18 protein-coding genes are annotated in these 19,238 nt (G+C 68.8%); 4 read left to right on the top strand and 14 right to left on the bottom strand.

Going from position 1 to position 19,238, the window contains the following annotated elements; all coding sequences use genetic code 11:
- Positions 1–20 precede the first annotated feature (20 nt).
- From MicroSTF_RS18820 to map, 5 genes are all read right to left on the bottom strand, one after another.
- Complete coding sequence (locus MicroSTF_RS18820; protein ID WP_167253535.1) at positions 21–2,021, bottom strand: BCCT family transporter; 2,001 nt, start codon at positions 2,019–2,021, stop codon at positions 21–23.
- A 134-nt stretch (positions 2,022–2,155) separates the two neighbouring features.
- Complete coding sequence (locus MicroSTF_RS18825; RefSeq protein WP_322957759.1) at positions 2,156–3,850, bottom strand: ABC1 kinase family protein; 1,695 nt, start codon at positions 3,848–3,850, stop codon at positions 2,156–2,158.
- Between the two features lie 45 nt (positions 3,851–3,895).
- Positions 3,896–4,531 (bottom strand): PadR family transcriptional regulator, encoded by a 636-nt coding sequence (locus tag MicroSTF_RS18830; protein WP_029265231.1) that lies wholly within the window; start codon positions 4,529–4,531, stop codon positions 3,896–3,898.
- Positions 4,532–4,574: 43 nt separating this feature from the next.
- Positions 4,575–5,093: a hypothetical protein gene (locus MicroSTF_RS18835; protein WP_029265232.1), complete on the bottom strand. Its 519-nt coding sequence runs from the start codon at positions 5,091–5,093 to the stop codon at positions 4,575–4,577.
- 44 nt (positions 5,094–5,137) lie between these two features.
- Positions 5,138–5,911: a type I methionyl aminopeptidase gene (map, locus tag MicroSTF_RS18840; protein WP_322957761.1), complete on the bottom strand. Its 774-nt coding sequence runs from the start codon at positions 5,909–5,911 to the stop codon at positions 5,138–5,140.
- 87 nt (positions 5,912–5,998) lie between these two features.
- On the opposite strand from map, the gene MicroSTF_RS18845 reads away from it, so the two are divergent.
- Both MicroSTF_RS18845 and MicroSTF_RS18850 read left to right on the top strand, forming a co-directional pair.
- Positions 5,999–6,277, top strand: coding sequence for a helix-turn-helix domain-containing protein (locus MicroSTF_RS18845; RefSeq protein WP_029260145.1), 279 nt, complete (start codon positions 5,999–6,001; stop codon positions 6,275–6,277).
- A 178-nt stretch (positions 6,278–6,455) separates the two neighbouring features.
- Positions 6,456–8,150 (top strand): glycosyltransferase family A protein, encoded by a 1,695-nt coding sequence (locus tag MicroSTF_RS18850; protein ID WP_322957763.1) that lies wholly within the window; start codon positions 6,456–6,458, stop codon positions 8,148–8,150.
- Between the two features lie 115 nt (positions 8,151–8,265).
- Here MicroSTF_RS18850 and MicroSTF_RS18855 read toward each other — a convergent pair whose 3' ends face one another.
- The 8 genes from MicroSTF_RS18855 to MicroSTF_RS18890 form a co-directional block, all read right to left on the bottom strand.
- Complete coding sequence (locus MicroSTF_RS18855; protein ID WP_297559011.1) at positions 8,266–9,534, bottom strand: hypothetical protein; 1,269 nt, start codon at positions 9,532–9,534, stop codon at positions 8,266–8,268.
- 127 nt (positions 9,535–9,661) lie between these two features.
- Positions 9,662–10,531 carry a 3-methyl-2-oxobutanoate hydroxymethyltransferase gene (gene panB, locus MicroSTF_RS18860; RefSeq protein ID WP_297559014.1) on the bottom strand — a complete coding sequence of 290 codons (870 nt, stop codon included), beginning with the start codon at positions 10,529–10,531 and terminating at the stop codon, positions 9,662–9,664.
- Positions 10,528–11,427, bottom strand: coding sequence for a pantoate--beta-alanine ligase (gene panC / locus MicroSTF_RS18865; protein WP_322957765.1), 900 nt, complete (start codon positions 11,425–11,427; stop codon positions 10,528–10,530). The genes panB and panC overlap by 4 nt, the downstream gene beginning before the upstream one ends.
- Entirely contained in the window at positions 11,424–12,200 is a 777-nt protein-coding gene (locus tag MicroSTF_RS18870) for a Rossmann-like and DUF2520 domain-containing protein (protein WP_297559020.1), read from the bottom strand. Before MicroSTF_RS18870 ends, panC begins: the two co-directional genes overlap by 4 nt.
- Positions 12,201–12,420: 220 nt before the next feature.
- Entirely contained in the window at positions 12,421–13,851 is a 1,431-nt protein-coding gene (locus tag MicroSTF_RS18875; RefSeq protein WP_322957769.1) for an MFS transporter, read from the bottom strand.
- A 107-nt stretch (positions 13,852–13,958) separates the two neighbouring features.
- Positions 13,959–14,525, bottom strand: a complete 567-nt coding sequence (locus MicroSTF_RS18880) for a TetR/AcrR family transcriptional regulator (protein WP_029260152.1) — start codon at positions 14,523–14,525, stop codon at positions 13,959–13,961.
- Between the two features lie 87 nt (positions 14,526–14,612).
- Complete coding sequence (locus MicroSTF_RS18885; protein WP_136023871.1) at positions 14,613–15,140, bottom strand: hypothetical protein; 528 nt, start codon at positions 15,138–15,140, stop codon at positions 14,613–14,615.
- A 73-nt stretch (positions 15,141–15,213) separates the two neighbouring features.
- Positions 15,214–15,513: an ArsR/SmtB family transcription factor gene (locus MicroSTF_RS18890; RefSeq protein WP_029260154.1), complete on the bottom strand. Its 300-nt coding sequence runs from the start codon at positions 15,511–15,513 to the stop codon at positions 15,214–15,216.
- Positions 15,514–15,595: 82 nt separating this feature from the next.
- Here MicroSTF_RS18890 and MicroSTF_RS18895 point away from each other — a divergent pair, with 82 nt between their 5' ends.
- Positions 15,596–16,816 carry an MFS transporter gene (locus MicroSTF_RS18895; RefSeq protein WP_322957772.1) on the top strand — a complete coding sequence of 407 codons (1,221 nt, stop codon included), beginning with the start codon at positions 15,596–15,598 and terminating at the stop codon, positions 16,814–16,816.
- Positions 16,817–16,831: 15 nt separating this feature from the next.
- On the opposite strand, the gene MicroSTF_RS18900 is transcribed toward MicroSTF_RS18895, so the two are convergent.
- Complete coding sequence (locus MicroSTF_RS18900) at positions 16,832–17,836, bottom strand: LacI family DNA-binding transcriptional regulator (protein WP_322957774.1); 1,005 nt, start codon at positions 17,834–17,836, stop codon at positions 16,832–16,834.
- A 150-nt stretch (positions 17,837–17,986) separates the two neighbouring features.
- Between MicroSTF_RS18900 and MicroSTF_RS18905 the strand changes: the two genes are divergently transcribed.
- The gene (locus tag MicroSTF_RS18905; protein WP_322957777.1) at positions 17,987–19,237 is read left to right on the top strand and encodes a sugar ABC transporter substrate-binding protein; all 1,251 of its coding nucleotides are present in this window, start codon (positions 17,987–17,989) and stop codon (positions 19,235–19,237) included.
- The last annotated feature ends 1 nt before the right edge of the window (position 19,238 follow it).

A 19,238-nucleotide genomic window follows, 5' to 3' on the forward strand; every position in this document is an offset into this window, starting at 1 on the left:
GATCTCCGCGCCGCTCCGCTTCAGTCCGCGCGAGGCTGCTCCGGAGCGACCGCGGCATCCGGAGAGACGGGGCCGTCCTCCAGCGCCGCGTCGACGACCGCATCCACCTCGGCCGGCGGGATGATGTCGATCGCCTCGGTCGCGGCCTCGTACACCTCGGCGAGCGAGTCGTCGACGGTCGACTCGTCGATCCAGTCGAGATCGTCCTCGGAGTGGTCGTACGCGACGGGCACCAGCGCGAAGTCGTCGCCGTACTCCTCGAGTCCCGCCATGACGCTGTGCCGCACCGCGGCCTTGGCGTAGCGCTCGCGCAGGATCAGAGGATCACGCCGCAGGTCCTTCATGAACGCGACCATCATGAAGGCCATGATGATCGCGAACGGCAGCGCGGCGATGATGGTCACGTTCTGCAGAGACTTCAGACCGCTCCCCTCCTCGCCGGTCACGAGCAGCACGGCGGCGATCACACCCACCAGCACACCCCAGACCACTGCGACCCAACGCGCCGGCTCCGGCCTCCCCTGCTGCGAAAGGGTGCCCATCACGAGCGACGCGGAGTCCGCTCCGGTGACGAAGAAGATCGCGATCAGCAGGATGAGCACGACGCTGGTGATCATCGAGAACGGGAGGTTCTCGAGCACGCCGAACAGCACCTCTTCCGGCGGATCGACCGTGAGGTTCGCTCCGCCCATCTGCTGCTGGATCGCCGTGGTTCCGAAGATCGCGAACCAGACGAGCGAGATGGCGGACGGGACCACGATGACGACCGACACGAACTGGCGCAGTGTGCGTCCGCGCGAGATCTTGGCGATGAACATGCCCACGAAGGGCGACCACGAGATCCACCAGGCCCAGTAGAAGATCGTCCAGCTCGACAGGAACGTCTGAGCAGCCTCGCCCTGCGAGGCCGAGCGACCGATCATCTGCGGAAGGTCGCCGATGAACTGCACGGCCACCGAGGGGATCACATTCAGGATGAGGAGGGTCGGTCCGACGAAGAAGACGAAGAACGCCAGCAGGAGCGCCACGACGGCGTTGATGTTCGACAGCGCACGGATGCCCTTCGAGACGCCCGACACGGCGGAGGCGATGAAGCAGGCGGTGAGCACGGCGATCGCCGCGATCAGCACGCCGTTGCCGAGCGGCCCCGCGCCGCTGACGATCTCGACACCGTGTCCGATCTGCAGGGCGCCGAGTCCGAGCGATGCGGCGGTGCCGAACAGCGTCACGATGATCGAGAAGATATCGATCGTGCGTCCGAGGGGCCCGGTCGTGCGTCCTTCGCCGAGCAGCGGGGCGAAGATCGAGGAGATGAGCGGGGTGCGACCGCGACGGAAGGCCCCGTACGCGATGGCGCCGCCGACGAGCGCGTAGAACGCCCATGCCTGCGGGCCCCAGTGGTAGAGCACCTGGGTCTGGGCCGTGTGCATCGCGTCGAGGGTGTTCGCCTCGACGGTGCCGGGCGGCGGGTTCTCGAAGAAGTTCAGAGGCTCTGCGGCGCCCCAGAAGACGAGACCGATCCCCATGCCCGCGGCGAACAGCATCGAGATCCACGAGAACATCGAGAACTCGGGCTCTTCGTCGTCACGACCGAGCGGGATGCGTCCGTAGCGGCTGAAGCCGACGAACAGCATGAAGACCAGGATGACCGTGGCGATGGTCGTGAAGAAGAAGCCGAAGTACTCCACCACCCAGTCGAGCACGGTGCGGGTCGTGCCGGCGAGGTTGTCGCCCGCGAAGACTCCCCACGCGATGAAGGCGAGGGTGAGGGCGACCGCGACGCCGAACACGAGCGGGTCGGTGCGATAGGTGCGCCCGGTCTCCTCGACCGAGACACCGGGCACGAGCGCCGGGTGCACGCTGCGGGGAGGGACGGCGGCGATGTCGCGGACGATCTTCCGTGCCGTCTCGGTGGCCTTGGCGGGGAGGCGGTTCGCTCCCGTACCGACGGCATCCGTGCGGGGGCGCGGAGGATTGTGTCCTGCGGAGCGTTCGTCGGGCTTCTCGTCAGGGGTCTCCATGGCATCCCATCCTGTCACGTGAGGTGGCCACGCACGGAGGCGAAAACCCAGACGACCCTCGCGATCCGCGGCGTGTCGGCGCACGGCACGCCGGACGGATGCCGGATGACCTGGGTTTCCCGGGCGTGCCGTTTCTACCGCGAGCGGCGCCCGCCGAACACGGAGTGCAGCAGCGGAAGCGCCGAGACGCAGATCAGGGTGATGCCCAACGGCGCGATCGAGGGGACGAGCAGCGCGCCACCGATGAGCATCGCGGCGAAGAGCACTCCCGAGGCGATGCGGCGGGCGATGCCTTCGAGCCGATCGAGTCGGCGTTCCAGACGGGAGGTGTCGAACGACACATTGCCGTCGTCGATGCGCGTGATGATCTTGTCGATCCGGCCGGGCAGATTCCACGTGGTGGCCATCGTGCCCATCGCCTGGTTCGCGAAGGCCTGCACGATGTTCCCGCTCTCGTCGCGCAGCAGACGACCGGCATAGGGCTCGGCGGCATCCCACACGTTGAAGGCGGGATCGAGGCCGCTGCACATTCCCGACGTCAGCGAGACGGCACGGATCAACAGCAGCATGTTCTCGGGGAGCTGCAGTGGGAGCGAGCGCACCATATCGCCGAACTCCTCCGCGAAATCGCGGAACTCGCGCGGATCGACCTTGCTCAGCTCGGCGAACCCCATGCCGCCGAAGCGGGCGAACAACGTGCTCAGAGCCCGTTCGAGTTCGGCGGTGTCGGCGGAGGGCAGCAGCACGCCGATCTCCTGAGCCGCGGCGACGAGGCCGCGACTGTCACGCCCGGCGACCGCGATCAGGAGTGTGCGCAGCCCGTCGCGGAGACTCGCCGGGATCTCGGCCATCATGCCGAAGTCGATGAACGTGAGGCGGAATCCCGGCCCCGGCTCTCCGTCGATCGACGGCGCCGGAGTGACGAAGATGTTGCCCGGGTGGGGATCGGCGTGCACGAAGCTGTGCGTGAACACCTGGTCGAACATGACCTCGGCGAACACCGCGGCGACCTGCGCCGGGTCGATGCCGGCCGCGCGGAGGGCGTCGGTGTCGTTGATCTTGATGGCCGTGACATCCGACAGCGTGAGCACCCGACGGGTCGACCGCTCCCACACGATCTCCGGGGTATCGACGCGAGGGTCGTCGGCGAAGTTCTCGCGGAAGCGTTCGGCACTCGCCGCCTCGTGCAGGTAGTCGATCTCCTCGAGGCTGGTCTCGGCGAACTCCTCGACGAGCGCGGGGGCGTCCACCCGGTCGGCGACGATGCGCACGCGGGTCAACCAGCGAGCGACGCGCCGCAGCGCCGCGAGGTCGACGGCGACGATCTCGTCGATACCCGGCCGCTGCACCTTGACGACGACCGCTTCGAGACCGGTGTCGGCAGCGTCGAGGGCCGAGAGCCTGGCGCGGTGCACCTGCCCGAGCGAGGCGGCGGCAAGCGGCGCGTCATCGAACCAGGCATACGCGCGCTCGAGGGGGATGCCCAATTCGGCTTCGGCGAGAGCGCGGATCGCCGGCGTGGGCACGGGTGGGACCTCGTCCTGCAGCCCTTCGAGTTCCTTCGTGATCTCCGGCGGCAGCACATCGAGGCGCGACGACATGAACTGGCCGACCTTGATCATGAGCCCGCCGAGCTCGACCGCGAGCACATGGAAGCGCCGTGCGAAGGTCTGCATCCGCTGGCCGCGGGTGCGCTCCGCGATCCTGCTCATCCCGAAACGCGGGAGGACGAGCTCGAACCACCAGATCTTGAGGAATTCCCGGCCCGCGAACAACAGGATGCGACGGTACCTGGCGCGGTGAACGCCCTGTGCCGCAGCATCCGTCATCGCGTGGCTCCTTCGCAGGTCCCCGCTCGATGCCGCACTGCGCGGTCAGTCCTGCGCGAGGATCGAGTACAGCCTACGGCGGGCCTCGTCGAGGACCTCGATCGTCTGCTGCACCTGCTCGGGCGAACCGCTCCGGCCGACCTGGGCTGCGGCGGCGGCGAGGTCGACGCCCGCCTTCGGCAGAGCGTTGAAACGGGCGCTGTCGCGGTGCCCGTCTTTGGCGGACGACGCCTCCCACGGAGCAGGGGTCTCGGAGTTCTCCTCGGACACGGCACGGCCGGCCTCGGTGAGGGAGTACGTCTTGCGACCGTTCTGCTCTTCGGCCTCGATGAGTCCTTCATCGGCGAGCAGCTGCAGCGTGGGGTACACGGAACCGGCGCTCGGCTTCCAGGTGCCGCCGCTGCGCTCGGCGATCTCGTTGATGATCTGGTAACCGTGCATCGGCTTCTCGCCGAGCAGGGAGAGCACCGCCGCGCGGACATCGCCGCGGGCCATGCGCGAGCCGCCGGAGGGGCGGGACTCGAACGACTTGCGGAGCTGGTCCATGGCTTCGAAGATCGCGGATGCCGGGCCGCCGGGGCCCGTGCCGAAGCCGGATCCGCCGAAGAGTCCGCCGGGTCCGCCGTTGCTCCCGGGGCCGCTGTTGCCGCCGAACGGGTTGGAGGGGAATGCGTTGTTCATGATGACCTCCTGCTGTGGTGAACGATACTCAACGATATATCGTTCACCCTGAGGGTGGGGTGGGAGTTTCCGATGCGTCGACCCCGTGGATGACACCCCATGTCTTCGTCTTCGCATCGATGAGAACGGGCAGCTCGGCGTTCGGCGCTGCACGCCCGGCGGCGATGCATCGGCGGTCGCCGCACGCGTGCACCAGGTATTCGCGGCCCTGCTCGGGCTCCGGAAGACGCAGCTGCAGCTGGTACCGCACAGCTTCGTCGGTCGTCTCGAACGCCCCGACGACCGGCAGCTCGACACGGACCCCCGACTCCTTCAGCGTGACGGTCTCGTCCGCGTTCACTCTCGCGTTGATCCAGAGCCCGATGCCCAGCAGCACCATGAGCAGGCACCCGAAGCCGAGGAGGGCCAGCTCCCACCACCACGCAGACAGTGAGGGGAAGCTCAGAGCGAAGCCGATCACTCCCGACGCGACCAGCAGGCCGGCCGTGATGCGCTGACCCCAGGCGCCGCGACGGCTCGTGAGATCCACCTGAGTCCAGTCGAGAGACGCCGCGTCGCGCATGGCACCCACTGTAGGGGCCGGGCCCCCGTCAGCGCGACGGCCGGTCAGCGCGAGGGGAGGGTGAGGATCTCCGCGCCGTGCTCGGTGATCGCGATCGTGTGCTCGCTGTGGGCCGTGCGGCATCCGGTCGCACTGCGCAGAGTCCACCCGTCCGCATCCGTGCGGAGTTCGTCGGTGTCGGCCATGACCCAGGGCTCGAGGGCGAGCAGGAGCCCCGGGCGGAGCGTGTAGCCGCGGCCCGGACGCCCATCGTTCGCGACGTGCGGATCCTGATGCATGGTGGAGCCGATGCCGTGACCTCCGAACTCGAGGTTGATCGGGTAGCCCTCGGCACTCAGGACCGAGCCGATGGCGTGCGAGAGATCGCCGATGCGCGCCCCCGGGCGTGCGGCGGCGATGGCTGCGGCGAGCGCACGCTCGGTCGTCGCGATCATCGCGAGGTCTTCGGCTGCGGGGTTATCGCCGACCACGAAGCTGACGGCGGCATCGGCGGAGACTCCACGGAGCGTGAGGGCCAGGTCGAGCGTGAGCAGGTCGCCGTCGGCGAGTCGATAGTCGTGAGGCATGCCGTGCAGAACGGCGTCGTTCACAGCCGTGCAGACGTAGTGCCCGAAGGGGCCTCGCCCGAACGACGGCGCGTAGTCGACGTAGCAGGATTCGGCGCCGGCCTCCTCGATCATCTCGCGGCTCCATCGGTCGAGGTCGAGCAGGTTCACGCCGACCTCGGCGCGGGTCTTCAGCGCCTGCAAGATGTCGCCGACGAGCGCACCGGCGGCCCTGGCGCGGACGAGCTCCTCGGCGTTCAGGATCTCGATCATGGGTGTTCCTCCGTGTCGTTCGATGCGGCTTCGCGGATCCAATAACTATCCCGGTAATACTATCCCGGTATTAGAATGGGCGTCATGATGGTCCGCATGCCTCTGAGCCCGGCCGACGTCGAACGCGGCGAGCGTCTGGGAGCGTTGCTGCGCCGCGCACGCGGTGAACGATCGATGCTGGCGGTCGCGCTGGATGCCGGCATCTCCCCCGAGACGCTGCGGAAGATCGAGTCCGGCCGTGTGGCCACGCCGGCCTTCTCGACCATCGCGGCAGTGGCCGATGTACTGTGCCTCTCGTTGGATGCGGTGTGGGCCGAGGTCGGCTCGCGCTCCGCAGACTCGGGCGCGCAGAGAATCGCCTCCTGAGCTCCGGATGAGCACGGGCTTTCCTCCCCTCCTCTGCTCCAATTCTCCGTCGCGGCCGCCCGTCGTTCGATCCCCCTTCCTCGTGCCGCGTGAACCGCGCACACGCCCGGCCGTCGCGCAAGCCCGGTGACGCACACAGGAAGTCGTGTTTAGCTCGGGGGATTGTCGACTTGGGGGAGTGAGACGTTTGTCACAGAGTGATCGGCCGGAGAAGAGCAAGGCATCCGCGGACAACATCCGCGTGAGTGTGATCGTCCCGGTGTACCGGCCCGGGCCCTCGTTCGACGACCTCATCGCGTCGCTCGATCGACAGACCCTCGGCACGGCCTCGCTCGAGGTGCTCCTGTGCGACGACGGCTCGGGCGAGCCCACCGGTGCACGTCTGGCAGCCATCGCCCGCGACCGCCCCCATGTGCGGGTGCTGTCGCTGGAGCACTCCGGCTGGCCCGGCATGCCTCGCAACCACGGCGTCGACGCTGCTCGCGGAACGTATGTGCAGTTCGTCGACCAGGACGACTACCTGTTCGACGGTGCGCTCGAGAAGCTGTGCGATTATGCCGACCAGCACTCGTCCGATGTGATCGTGGGCAAGGAGGTGGGCATCGGCCGTCGTCTGCCGAGCCGGATCTTCAGCCACGACGTCCCCGACGCGGTCCTCGGAACCGACCCGCTCCTGGAGATGCTCACCCCGCACAAGATGTTCCGCACTTCCTTCCTTCGGGCGAACGGCATCCGCTTCCCCGAAGGAAAGGTGCGCCTCGAGGATCACCTGTTCGTGATGCAGGCGTACTTCGCCGCGTCGACGATCTCGATCCTCGCGAGCGAACCCTGCTACGCCTGGGTCAAAGAACCGGGCAGCGCGAGCTCTTCTCGCATCGACCCGGAATCGTACTTCCCCCATCTCGAGACGGTGCTCGATCTCGTCGAGGCGCACACCGAACCCGGAAAGCTCCGCGATCGGCTTCTGCGGCACTGGTTCCGCGGCAAGATCCTGAAGCGGCTCTCCGGTCGACAGATGGCCCGCTATCCGGACGACTACCGCGACCGCCTGCTCGACGTCGTCACTCCCCTGGTGCAGAAGAAGTTCGGGCCGGGCGTCGATGCCGGTCTCGGCCTGCCGCATCGGATCCGCGCGAGCCTGCTCCGCGCCGATCGACGCGAAGACCTGTTGGCGCTTGCGCAGTTCGAGGCCGGGATCACCTGTCACGCGGCGGTGACCGAGGCACGCTGGTCTCGTGGAGGCGGCCTGCACCTGACGCTGCGCGTGACCCTCACGAGCGAAGGGCATGATGCCTTCGTCTTCGAAACCACGGTCGTCGAAGTTCCTGTGGCGGAATCCCCGGACCCGGACCCCCGGGCATCCGTCTCCCAGAACTCCGTCCCCCGGAACTCCGTCTCCAAGAAGAAGAAGGTGACGCGCCTGATCTCGCTTCCCGTCTCGACGATCGACGGCCTTCCGGAGACCCTCCTCGTCGCCGACCGCGAGCTTCGCAATGATCGGGTCGACCTCTTCCTCACCGACGGTGAGACCGGTGCCGAGCGCCGCATCGGAGGCCGCCACCCCCGCAACCTCGACTCCGCCCGCGTATCGATCGACCCTGTGAGGGTCTTCGGCCCGGACGACGAATCGCGTGGAGGCGCTCTGACCGTGAAGGTCCGGCGCGCGGGATGGACCTTCGAGACGCCACTCGTCGCCGCCCCGGCGGTGCTCGCCCGCGCGGGAAAGTCGCCCCTGCTTGCCGGCCGAAACTGCACGCTCGCGGCCAGGGATGACGGCACGGTCGAGCTTCGCCGCGAATGGCCGGGCGGTCGCGTCAAGGACTTCGCCGGACGCGCTGTCCGTCGGGTCCGAGCACTCGCGCGGCGCCGCTGACGCCACCCCACTCCGGCGCTCTCCTTCACCATCCCCGCATCGGCGCGCCTGCCCACCGCCAGCCCTGCCCGCCACCAGCCCTGCCCGCCGTCAGCCCTGCCCGCCACCAGCGGAGTCACCGCAGAGCCGCTCGTGCGACGACGCGCATCGCTGGAGTGATCGAGCCGAACGCTCCCGGCGATGAGAGTGCGCACAGGATCTCGATCACCCGCCCCGCCGCGTCTCGGTGATCGAAACGGCGGTCCGCACCGTCCTCCTGACGCGATCGCAGCGACCATTCGAAGCCCCATGCTCCGCCTCGTCGCCCCTCCGCTACGGCCGCCTCACCGCGTTCGATGAACTCGGAGAGCTCATCGAACGTCGCGGCCGAGCCATCGGCGACGGCCAGCAGCGCCAGGGTGACCGTGCGCGGCTGACCGCTGGGGAACATCCCCTCTCTTCCGATCGCGCGGACGGCCTCGACGATCCGCGCGAATGCACGCAGCTCGCCCTTCGCCAGTGCCTGCCCGCGGTGAGTGACCACGACGCGCCCGCGAAACCGGCGGACCGCCTTCGTGCGACGTGCGAGCAGCACCAGGGACTCCGCGGGGTCGGGCCGGCCGGGAGGCGCCGCGTCCGGCCAGCCGAGGGCCTCGACGGCGCGGGCTGCGACCGTGCGGGGCAGCCATCCGTCCGCCGCATCCTGCTCGACCCCGTCGGCACCGATCTGCACCATCAGCGCCCGCACCCCCTCCGTCACGGTCTCCACCGTCGTCGAACCAGCCATCACCGAATCACCCGTCACCGAATCGGGCGGTGCGGCGTCGATCAGCCCTGTGTCTTCGAGGTGCGCGAGAAGAGCCAGTCGACGCCCCGGACTCAACGACTCGCACAGCGACGCCAGCGGTGAGGGGTCGCGCAGGGCGTCGCCGACCGCTCCCCCCATCGACGGGTCGAGGCGCGGCTGCACGAGTCCGAAGCGCTGTGCGAGCTCGAACTCCACATGCTCCGCCCGGAACGGCGGTCGTCGCGTCTGCCAGTCCCCCGGAACCCGCTCATCCTCGTCAGCAGGGCCCGCATCGACGACGGTGACCCGCGGATCGCCCATGCGGGTCTCGAACGGACCGGTGATCGTCACGTCGACCGACTCGGCGACGCCGGGGATCGACACCTGCTGGGTGCGACATCGCCAGGGCAGGAGATCGATGAGGGGTGGCGGGTCGGCTTCCTCCTCGCTCTCCGGGACGTCGGGTTCGCGCCCGAGACTGAGGCGGTACGCCTCCACGACCCAGTAGGAGGGGGCGTCGCGTGGCACGCGGATGACTCGGGTGAGTTCAGGACGATCGGCGACAGACAACCCGACGTGAAGTGCCCACGTCACGTGCACATGCTCTGAGAGGTTCATCCGCGCAACGCTAGAGCGCCACCGACTGCACTCCCCGCCCCGGAAGCACGAGGTGTCGACAACTCGTCGAACTCGGAGGCTGTGCAGGAGAGCCGCAACGACGAGCAGCCGCGTGGCCCCACGCGATCTACCGTTCGGCGAGCAGTTCCGCGAGACGCGCCGCCTCGCCCTCCGGCATCCGGTACCCGTGCTCCGTTGCCGGGTAGACGCCAGCGCGCACCTCGGCCGTATACGCCTCGACACCTGTGATCGCGGCGGCGCGCAGATCGGCGTAGCGCTTCACGAACTTGGCGGCCCCGCCGTCGTAGAGACCGAGCAGGTCGTGGAAGACGAGTACCTGCCCATCGGCATCCGCACCGGCGCCGATGCCGATCACCGGGATGTCGAGCCGCGGCACGAGGGCGGCGGTCACCTCGGAGGGCACCGCCTCGACCACGAGCATCGAGCACCCGGCCGCCTGCAGCGCGAGGGCGTCGTCGATCACGGTCAGCGCGGTCTCGGCGGTGCGCCCCTGAGCACGGTATCCACCGAGCGCGGTGGCGGTCTGCGGCGTGAGCCCGACATGTCCGACGACCGGGATCCCCGCCTGCACGAGCGCACGCGCCCGGTCGACGGTCGTGCCGCCACGTTCGATCTTGACGAGGTCGCAGCCGGCCTCTTTGACGAAGCGCTGCGCGGTCGCGATGGCGATCTCGTCGGAGGCCTCGTACGATCCGAACGGCAGATCGCCGACGAGCAGCGGAGAAGTGAGTCCGCGCCGCACAGCCGCGGTCAGCATGAGCATCTCGTCGACCGTGACCGGCACCGTGCTGTCGTAGCCGAGCACGGTCATCGCCGCGGAGTCGCCCACGAGCACGATATCGACGCCGGCGGCCTCGACGATCTGCGCACTCGGGTGGTCGTAGGCGGTGACCATGACGATGGGTTCACGAGCCGACCTCTTCGCGGCGAGGGTCGCGAGGGTGACGCGGGGGCGGGGATCGGCGTGAGCACTCATGCGCGAGTCTCCGTATCGGTGGGATTCGTGTCGATGGATTCCGCGGCATCGGCGACGCGCAGGACGTGGTTGTCGATCAGACGGGCAGCGCCCACGTGCGCGGCGACCGCGAGAAGGGCGTCACGGTCGACACGAGCGAGGGGGCGGAGCGTCTCGGCGTCACGGAGTTCGAGGTACTCGGGGTCGATCTCCGCCTCGCCGAGCACGTCGCGCGCGGCGGAGAGGATGCTGCCCGCGTCGCGGTCACCCGCCTCGAGTATCGCGAGCCCGGCGTCGAGGGCGCGGTTCAGCGCCACCGCCTGTGCACGAGCGGCGGAGTCGAGGTAGACGTTCCGCGAGCTCATGGCGAGTCCGTCCGCCTCCCGCACGATGGGGCACGCCACGATCCGCACATCGAGATCGAGGTCGCGCACGACGCGACGCACGACGAGCACCTGCTGCGCATCCTTCTGCCCGAAATAGGCGGTGTCGGGACGGACGATGCCGAACAGCTTCGTGACGACCGTGGCGACGCCGCCGAAGTGGTGCGCCCCGCGGGTCGCGCCGTCGAGAGCATCGGTGAGGCCCGACACGTGGATGTTCGTCGCGAAGCCGTCGGGGTAGATCTCGGGCGGGGAGGGGGCGAAGAGGATGTCGACGCCCTCGGCTTCGGCGAGCGCGGCATCGCGCGCCTCGTCGCGCGGGTAGGCGCTGAGGTCTTCGTTCGGGCCGAACTGGGTCGGATTGACGAAGAGCGAGACCACGACGAGGTCAGAGCCCTCGCGCGCGGCGCGCATGAGGGACAGGTGACCGTCGTGGAAGGCGCCCATCGTGGGCACGACGCCGACCGTCTTGCTCTCGGCTCTGGCGTCGCGGATCGCGGCCCGGACCTCGGGGATCGTGCGGAGGATCCTCATGCGTGCGACTCCTCGGTTGCGGAGAGGGGGCTGGTGGCGGTGCGGCGGGCGGCGATCGCACGGGTGGCCGCGGCGAGCGCGTCGAACAGGTCGGAGAGGTCCAGCTCGGCGGCAGCAGCGCGCTGGTGCGCGACGGTGGCCTCGTCGCCGCGGGCGATGGGTCCGGTTAGAACAGCAGCGGCACCCCTCGTCGCCCAGTTCTCGACCGTCTGGTGCACCAGCGGGGCCAGGAGCGCCCGTGCTTCATCGCGGGGGATGCCCGCCGCCGAGGCCAGGCCTTCCGCGGAGTCGAGCACGGTGAGGACGAAGTTCGAAGCGAACGATGCCGCCGCGTGGTAGCTCGCGCGGTGCGCGTCGTCGACCTCGAAGGGACGCGCACCGAGGGCGACGGCGAGCTGTTCCCCGATATGACGCGCTTCGGATGTGCGGCCGGCGATCGCGGCGCCGATGCCGCGGAACACCTCGGGCCCCTCCGCGCCGGTGAAGGTCTGCAGCGGATGGAGGCTGAAGTCCACATCCGTGAGCGCAGTTGCGCCGGAGACGTGCCCGAGGAAGCCCGCGTGGGGCCGTGCGTCGACGGCGGCCCCGGTGATCGCCGCGTCCGGGACGCACAGCAGGACGATGTCCGCATCCGGGATCCGTTCGTCGCGTCCGACCGGCCCGAGCACCTCGATCTCGGCGGACCGCAGGGCCCGCGCGAGTACGCGTCCGAGACGGCCGGCGCCGACGATGGCGATGGTCGTTCCTGGCGCAAGAGAGAAGGATGTCTGCATGTCGATTCCCGGAGCCGGTTGACGAGGTCCGGGTGCCAGAAGTATCTGCCTCGCGCGGCGTCCGATCCAAATCCTGGAGCAGAATGCCAACATAGATGTATGCAGGTGTTGTCTGTTTGCGCGAGGAATAGGTCGGTGAATTGACATTGAGTCATTCGGCACGAGCGGCGAACCCCTGGGGCGCATCTGCACACCCCAGGGGTTTCATCCGCCTCCGTGTTCAGTCCCGAGGCCAGACCGCGACGATCACCGCCCCGAGAACCGCCAGCCCCGCCGCGCCGAGGAAGAGCCAGGAGAAGCCGCCCGTGAGGGCGACTGCGGCCGATGCCCCATCCGCCGCAAGCCCTGCGGTGCGCAATCCGGCGACCGTTCCGAGCACGGCGAGCCCCACTGCTCCACCGATCTGCTGACTCGTGTTGATCAGGCCACCCGCGAGTCCGGCCTCTCCGCCGTCGACACCGTCGACGGCGAGCTGGGTCGTCGCCACCACGGCGCCACCGAGTCCGATGCCGATCAGGAGCGTCGGTCCGAGCAGCTGCGCGAGGAACATCGCGTTGGACGGAGCAGCCGCGAGCCAGACGAGGCCTCCCGCGAGGACGAGCAGAGCCCCGATCAGCACCGGTCGCGTGCCGACGCGACCGATCACGGCGGGAGCGACGCCCGCGACGAGCACGAGCACGCCGGCGAGAGGCAGCTGCGACAACCCCGCGGCGAGAGCGTCGTAGCCGAGCACGGCCTGCATGTAGACGGAGAGGGCGAAGAAGAGCGCGACCATCGCTGCACCCCCGAGCAGCATCACGATGTTGCCGAGCGCGAGGTTGCGGTTGCGGAACACCGACAGCGGAATGAGAGGCTCCGAGCTGCGGCGCTCGATCACGACGAAGCCGGCGCCGAGCAGGAGCGTCGCCGCGAACAGCACAAGGGGCAGCGGGTGCAGGAATCCGAGCTGTTCGACCGCGCTGAGGCCCCCGACGAGAACGACCAGCGCAGCCGTGACCGTGACGGCACCTGCAGCGTCCAGACGGCCGGGGATGCGGACGCCGTCGCGCGTGACGAGCAGCAGGATGGCGATCAAGACGAGTGCGCCCACCGGCACGTTGACGAAGAACACCGACTGCCAGCCGAGAGTCGCGGTGAGCACTCCACCGAGCAGGACGCCGGCCGCCGAGCCGATTCCGGCGACGGCGCCCCATACACCCAGCGCCTTGGCACGCTCCCGGTCGTCCGGGAACAGGTGGGTGAGCAGCGCCAGAGCCGCAGGGGCGAGGAGCGCTGCGGAGGCGCCCTGCAGGGCGCGGGCGCCGAGGAGCATCTCGCTCGAGACGGAGAGCCCGGCGAGCGCGGATGCCACGACGAAGCCGGCCGTCCCGATCAGGAAGACACGGCGGTGCCCGTAGCGGTCGGCCAGGCGTCCGCCCAGAAGGAGGAGTCCGCCGAAAGCCAGCACATAGGCGGTGATCACCCAGGCGAGAGCGGTGGTTTCCATTCCGAGCTGGTCGCCGAGGACGGGGAGGGCGATGTTCACGATCGAGGCGTCGAGCACGACGAGGAACTGCGCGAGGGCGAGGACGCTGAGGGCGAGCCAGCGACGCGTGCTGCGCGGTTGCGCGCCAGAGCCGGCCGCGGTGGTCGTGGGGGTGAGAGTGGTCATGAGGTGCTCCTGTTCTTGTTCAGGGTTCGTGTCTGGATCTCGGCGTAGAGAGTGATTATTCACTCACTCTTGAGGGCATGCGAAGAAGGGCCCACTCCGGGGAGGGATCAGCCGGGGTGCGTGATCCCCTTCGTGAGTAGGGCGACCCATTCCCCGGGGCGCCCGTCGAGCTGGGTGGTGACGATCAGGTGGCAGAGCTGCCCATAGGCGATGAACCGCTGCACATCATCGTCGTCTGCTCGCGAACGAGTCTTCGCGAATGTCGTGACGCGCTCGAGCCCGGCTCGAAGCGCCTCGCCGATCGCGGGGATCTCGGCCACCGACTGCGCGTGCACCTGCAGCATGAGCAGCGTCCGGTCGGAGATGAGGTGCGCGTACGCATCCCCCATCGCGTCGAGGACCCCCTCGGGCGACGCATTACTCGCTGCGTCCGCCCCCTCTTCCAGGGCGGCGACGATCGCGTCGAAGCACGCTTCCAGCGCGACGACGAACAGTGCCTCCTTGCCGGAGTACAGCTTGAAGACGTAAGCCGGCGAGATCTTGGCCTCGCGCGCGACGTCGGCGACGGTGGTGCCGTGATACCCGCCGCGTGCGAACGCCGCCAGCGCCGCCGCGGCCACGAGGGGCTTGCGGGCGTCTGCCGTGGAGAGGATCGAACTGCGCGTGGTGGACATATGAGTGACTGTACACTCACTCTCCCTGGAGGGCAAGCGCTGAGAGCTCAGGCGCGAAAACGGCGTCGCCCCTCCCCGCGCCGACCGTCACGAACAGAAGTCGTCGGCGAAACGCTCGAACTCCTCGCGACTCACGATCGGGTCGTCGGACGAATCCCAGATGTCGGATGCGAACATCCCGATGGGCGTGAACACCTCGCCGGGCTGCACGTCCGCCAGCTCACTCGCTCCGAACTGGCCCGAGACCGCGTTCTCTCCGTCGTCTCCGTAGGCCGTCAAGAGGAAGAGCACATCCGAGCCGAGGGTTCTCTCCCGAAACGGCATGGCGAGTTCGGCATCCCCCACGATCGGCGCGGGCATCGGGTATTCCCTGGTCTTGACGTTTTGCCACCCGTTGTCGTCGGGCTGAGATCCGAGCTCGGAGTCCGGAGGGAACGAGTTGATGGCCTGCAGGTTGAGAAGATCGACAGACCCGTGACAGAGGCGCACGAGCACTTCGAGGGAGCCATCCTCCTGCCGGAGCAGACCGAGAGTTCCGGTTGCGCCCGGGGTGCACGCCGTGAGCGCAAGCAGTGGCGTGACGAGCAGCACCGCAGCGACGTGCCGAGTTTTCATGAAGGCACATTATCCGCCCGCACACGCGACGACCGCGAACGTATCTCAAACGTGATGGCGGGATCCGCGAGGCCTACAGCACCGAGTCGAGCAGCCCGGGAAAGAGCGCGTCGAGGTCGTCGCGTCGCAGCGTCAGCATCCGCCGGCGTCCGTTCGGCTCGTTGCGGATGACGCCGGCTTCGCGAAGCACCTTCATGAAGTGCGACTTGGTCGACTTCGGGAGATTCGGGTCGGTGGCATGGCAGGCGGCCATGTCGAGGGGGCCGTCGGCCAGCTGGCGCGTGATCGCGAGGCGCTCGGGGTCGCTGAGCGCGAAGAGCACGTCGGTGAGCTGGATCTCGGAGCGCTCCGGATGGGGAAGATCGCCAGGCATAGTTCGAGAATAGTTGAACAATCGACGGATGGCGAGTACGCTCCGATAGTTCGATGATTCTCGAACCTTACGAGGAGACGCCATGACCACGACCGAGCCGATCGTCGCCGTCCCGCAGCCGACCGCACCGCCTCGGCCGCGGACGCGGTTCGGATTCGTCCTGGCGATCGTCGCGCAGATCCTGATGATGGTCGGTGCGAGCGCTCCCTCGCCGTTCTACCCGGTGCTCGCGCAGGAGATCGGCTTCGACGCGATCGTCATCAGCGCCGTGTTCGCCGTCTACGCGGTGGCGCTGCTGCTCACCCTGCTCACCGCCGGCTCCCTCTCGGATCATGTCGGTCGTCGACCGGTCGCGATCGTGGGGTTCCTGCTCCTCGCCGGAAGCATGTTCCTGTTCTGGCATGCGGACGCTGTGGCCATGCTGTTCCTGGCCCGCATCCTGCAAGGCATCGCGAGCGGTCTGCTCATCTCGGCGCTGTCCGCCACGGTCCTCGACTTCGCCCCCGGTGGACGGGCCGGGATCGCCGCCCTGTGGAACGCGCTCAGCCCGGGGATCGGCCTCGCGCTCGGCGCACTCGCCTCGGGGGTGATGCTCGACGTCAGCGGCGAGGCCCTGCTCGACGTGTTCGCTCCACTAAGTTCGGCCTACATCGTGCTCGCCGCCCTGTTCTTCCTCGTCCCGGAGACCGCGCCCCGCACGCCAGGAGTGTGGGCATCGCTGAGCTTCCGCCTGTCGATCCCGTCCGCGATCCGCGCCGACTTCTGGCGGGGCGCTCCGGCCGTGATCGCCGGGTGGGCGACGGGCGGACTGTTCCTGTCGCTGGGGGCGAACATCGTGCGCGGCGAACTCGGCGGCGAGGCCCACGTCTGGCAGGGCCTCGGCGTGGTGCTGCTCGCCGGTGTCGGGGCTGTGACGGCGTTCACGCTCCGGAAGATCGCAGCCCGATCGATGGTGCTGTTCGGCACCTCGGCCCTGGCGGTCGGAACCATGCTGTCCCTGATCGCACTCGGCCTCGGATCCCTGCCGTTCTATCTCGTCGCGGCCGCTGTGACGGGCATGGGATTCGGCACGGCGTTCTCCGGCGTCGTGGCGTCGCTGGCACCGCGGATCCCGGCGACGCAGCGCGCCGACACGTTCGCCGTGATCTACCTGCTGGCGTACCTCGCGTTCGGAGTACCGGCGGTCATCGCCGGCTCGCTGGTCGGAGTCGTCGGCCTCGAAACGGTGTGCGTGGGCTACGGGATCGTCGTGATCGCCCTGGCCGGGATCGCCTTCACGCTGCGTATGCGCCGCGCGGCATAGACGCACGGGCGCCGCTCAGCGCACGACGAGCTCGGGGGTGATCAGTGCGTGCGCCGACCCCGCCTGCAGGGTGCGCGGGGCGACGATCTCGCCCGTCGGACCCATGAGGAGTTCGAGGACCGCCGTCGCCACGTCCTCCGGACGCTGCTCGACACTCGAGAAGCCCAGCGCCTCGGCGGTCGGCGTGTTGTCGAAGCCGATCACCGGCAGCGAGAGCCCCGCGGCGGCGACCGCCAGCAGCGCGCCCACGGCGAGCGAGTCGCTGGCGCACACCAGGGCATCCGGTGCCGGCCCCGCGGCGAGCGCCGCATCGACGACGGTGCGGGCGAACGGAACCCCCTCCTCCGCCGTCAACCGCGCACCCTGGACTCCGGCCGCGGCCATCGCCTCGCGCCAGCCGCGCTCCCGGTCGTCACCCGTGCCCGATCCCGTCGGCCATCCGAGGAACGCGACGCTGCTGCCGCAGGTCAGCGCGTGCTCGGTCGCGGCGCGCGTTCCCGCGGCGCCGTCGACATCGACCCAGAGGTGGCGCGGGTCGGCGATGTCGTCCTCCCCCCACGGCCGACCGAACGAGATGAAAGGCAGCCCGTCCTGATCCAGGCTGCGCACGCGCGGATCGTCGCGCGAGGTGCCGGTGATGATCGCAGCGTCGATCTCCGACCCCTCCCAGAGCTCCGACAGTCTCTGGATCTCTTCTTCCCGCGTGCGTGCGGCATAGACGAGCATCCGCATCCCCCGCTCGCTCGCGCGCTCGGTGATCGCGTGCACGAAGCGGTCGAGGACGACGCCGGAGATCCCGCCGAGGTACGGATCGAGGCGGATGCCGATCGTCGAGCTGCGCCGCAACCGCAGCTGTCGCGCGGCCGCGTGACGTCGATAGCCGAGCTCGTGGATCGCCGCGATGACACGCTCTCTGGTCGCCGGGCGGACGATGTCCGGAGTGTTGAGCACGTTCGAGACCGTCTGCCGGGAGACGCCCGCGCGCTCGGCGACGTCTTCGACGGTCGGCGCCTTCGCCATCGCACCTCCTCGTTCACGCCCGGGTTGACACTTCCCGCGACTCCCGCTTAGCCTATTCCACGCAGAGTTTGATCGTTCAAATTTCTGCGACGAACCCGCACGGTCCTCCCGAGGCCGTCGCCCGCAGTGACTCATCAAAGGAGAGAGACCATGACACGGCACACCACTCGCGCAGTCTTCGGTACCGGGGCGGTGCTGCTCACCAGCGCGCTCGTGCTCACCGGCTGCGGCTCCGGTTTCGCCGGAGACGACCAGAAGGCGGACGACGAGGGGCTCACCTCTTCCGACGACGCGCTCACCGTCCTGATCGGCTCGTCCGGTGACGCCGAGACAGCCGCTGTGCAGTCCGCCGTCGACGCCTGGTCGGCCGAATCCGGCATCAAGGCGAAGGTGCAGACCGCGACCAACCTCGACCAGGAGCTGTCGCAGGGCTTCGCCGCCGGCGACCCGGCCGACCTGTTCTACCTCTCCGCCGACCAGGCCTCGGGCTACGCGGCCAACGGATCGCTCAAGGCCTACGGCGACGAACTCGCCAACAAGGACGACTTCTACCCGTCGCTCGTCGAGAACTTCACGGTCGACGGCACGTTCTACTGCGCGCCCAAGGACTTCTCGACGCTGTCGCTCATCATCAACACGCAGATGTGGACCGACGCCGGCCTCACCGACGCCGACCTCCCGAAGACCTGGGACGACCTCTCCGCGGTGGCACAGAAGCTCACGACCGCGGATCACGTCGGTCTCGCCTTCGGCGCCGAGTACCAGCGCGTGGGTGTCTTCATGGCACAGGCGGGCGGCGGTCTCGTCGACGACGGCACGGTCATCGCCGACGATGCCGCCAACGTCGAGGCCCTGGACTACGTGAAGTCGCACCTCGTCGACGGCACGTTCGCGTACGCCAAGGATGTCGGGGCCGGATGGGGCGGCGAAGCGCTCGGCAAGCAGTCCGCCGCCATGGTGATCGAGGGCAACTGGATCACCGGAGCGCTCTCGAACGACTACAGCAGCCTGCAGTACACGGTCGCCGAGCTTCCCGAGGGCGCCGCCGGCAAGGGCACACTGCAGTTCACGAACTGCTGGGGCATGGCTGCCGACAGCCCGAACCAGCAGGCCGCCCTCGACCTGGTCGAATACCTGACGAGCGCCGACAGCCAGCTCGCCTTCTCGAAGGCATTCGGTCCGATGCCGTCCATCAAGTCCGCCGCCGCGGACTGGACCTCGGCGAACCCCGAGCTGGAGCCGTTCCTCGCAGGCGCGGAGTACGCGCAGTTCCCGCCGAACCAGGCCGGGACCGCCGACGTCATCGCCGACTTCAACTCGCAGCTCGAGTCGCTGAAGACGTCCGACCCGAAGACGATCCTCGACTCCGTCCAGTCGAACCTCGAAGCGGTCGTCAAGTAGC

Origin of the sequence: Microbacterium sp. STF-2, from assembly GCF_034650155.1 — a bacterium.
GTDB classification, from domain to species: domain Bacteria; phylum Actinomycetota; class Actinomycetes; order Actinomycetales; family Microbacteriaceae; genus Microbacterium; species Microbacterium maritypicum_A.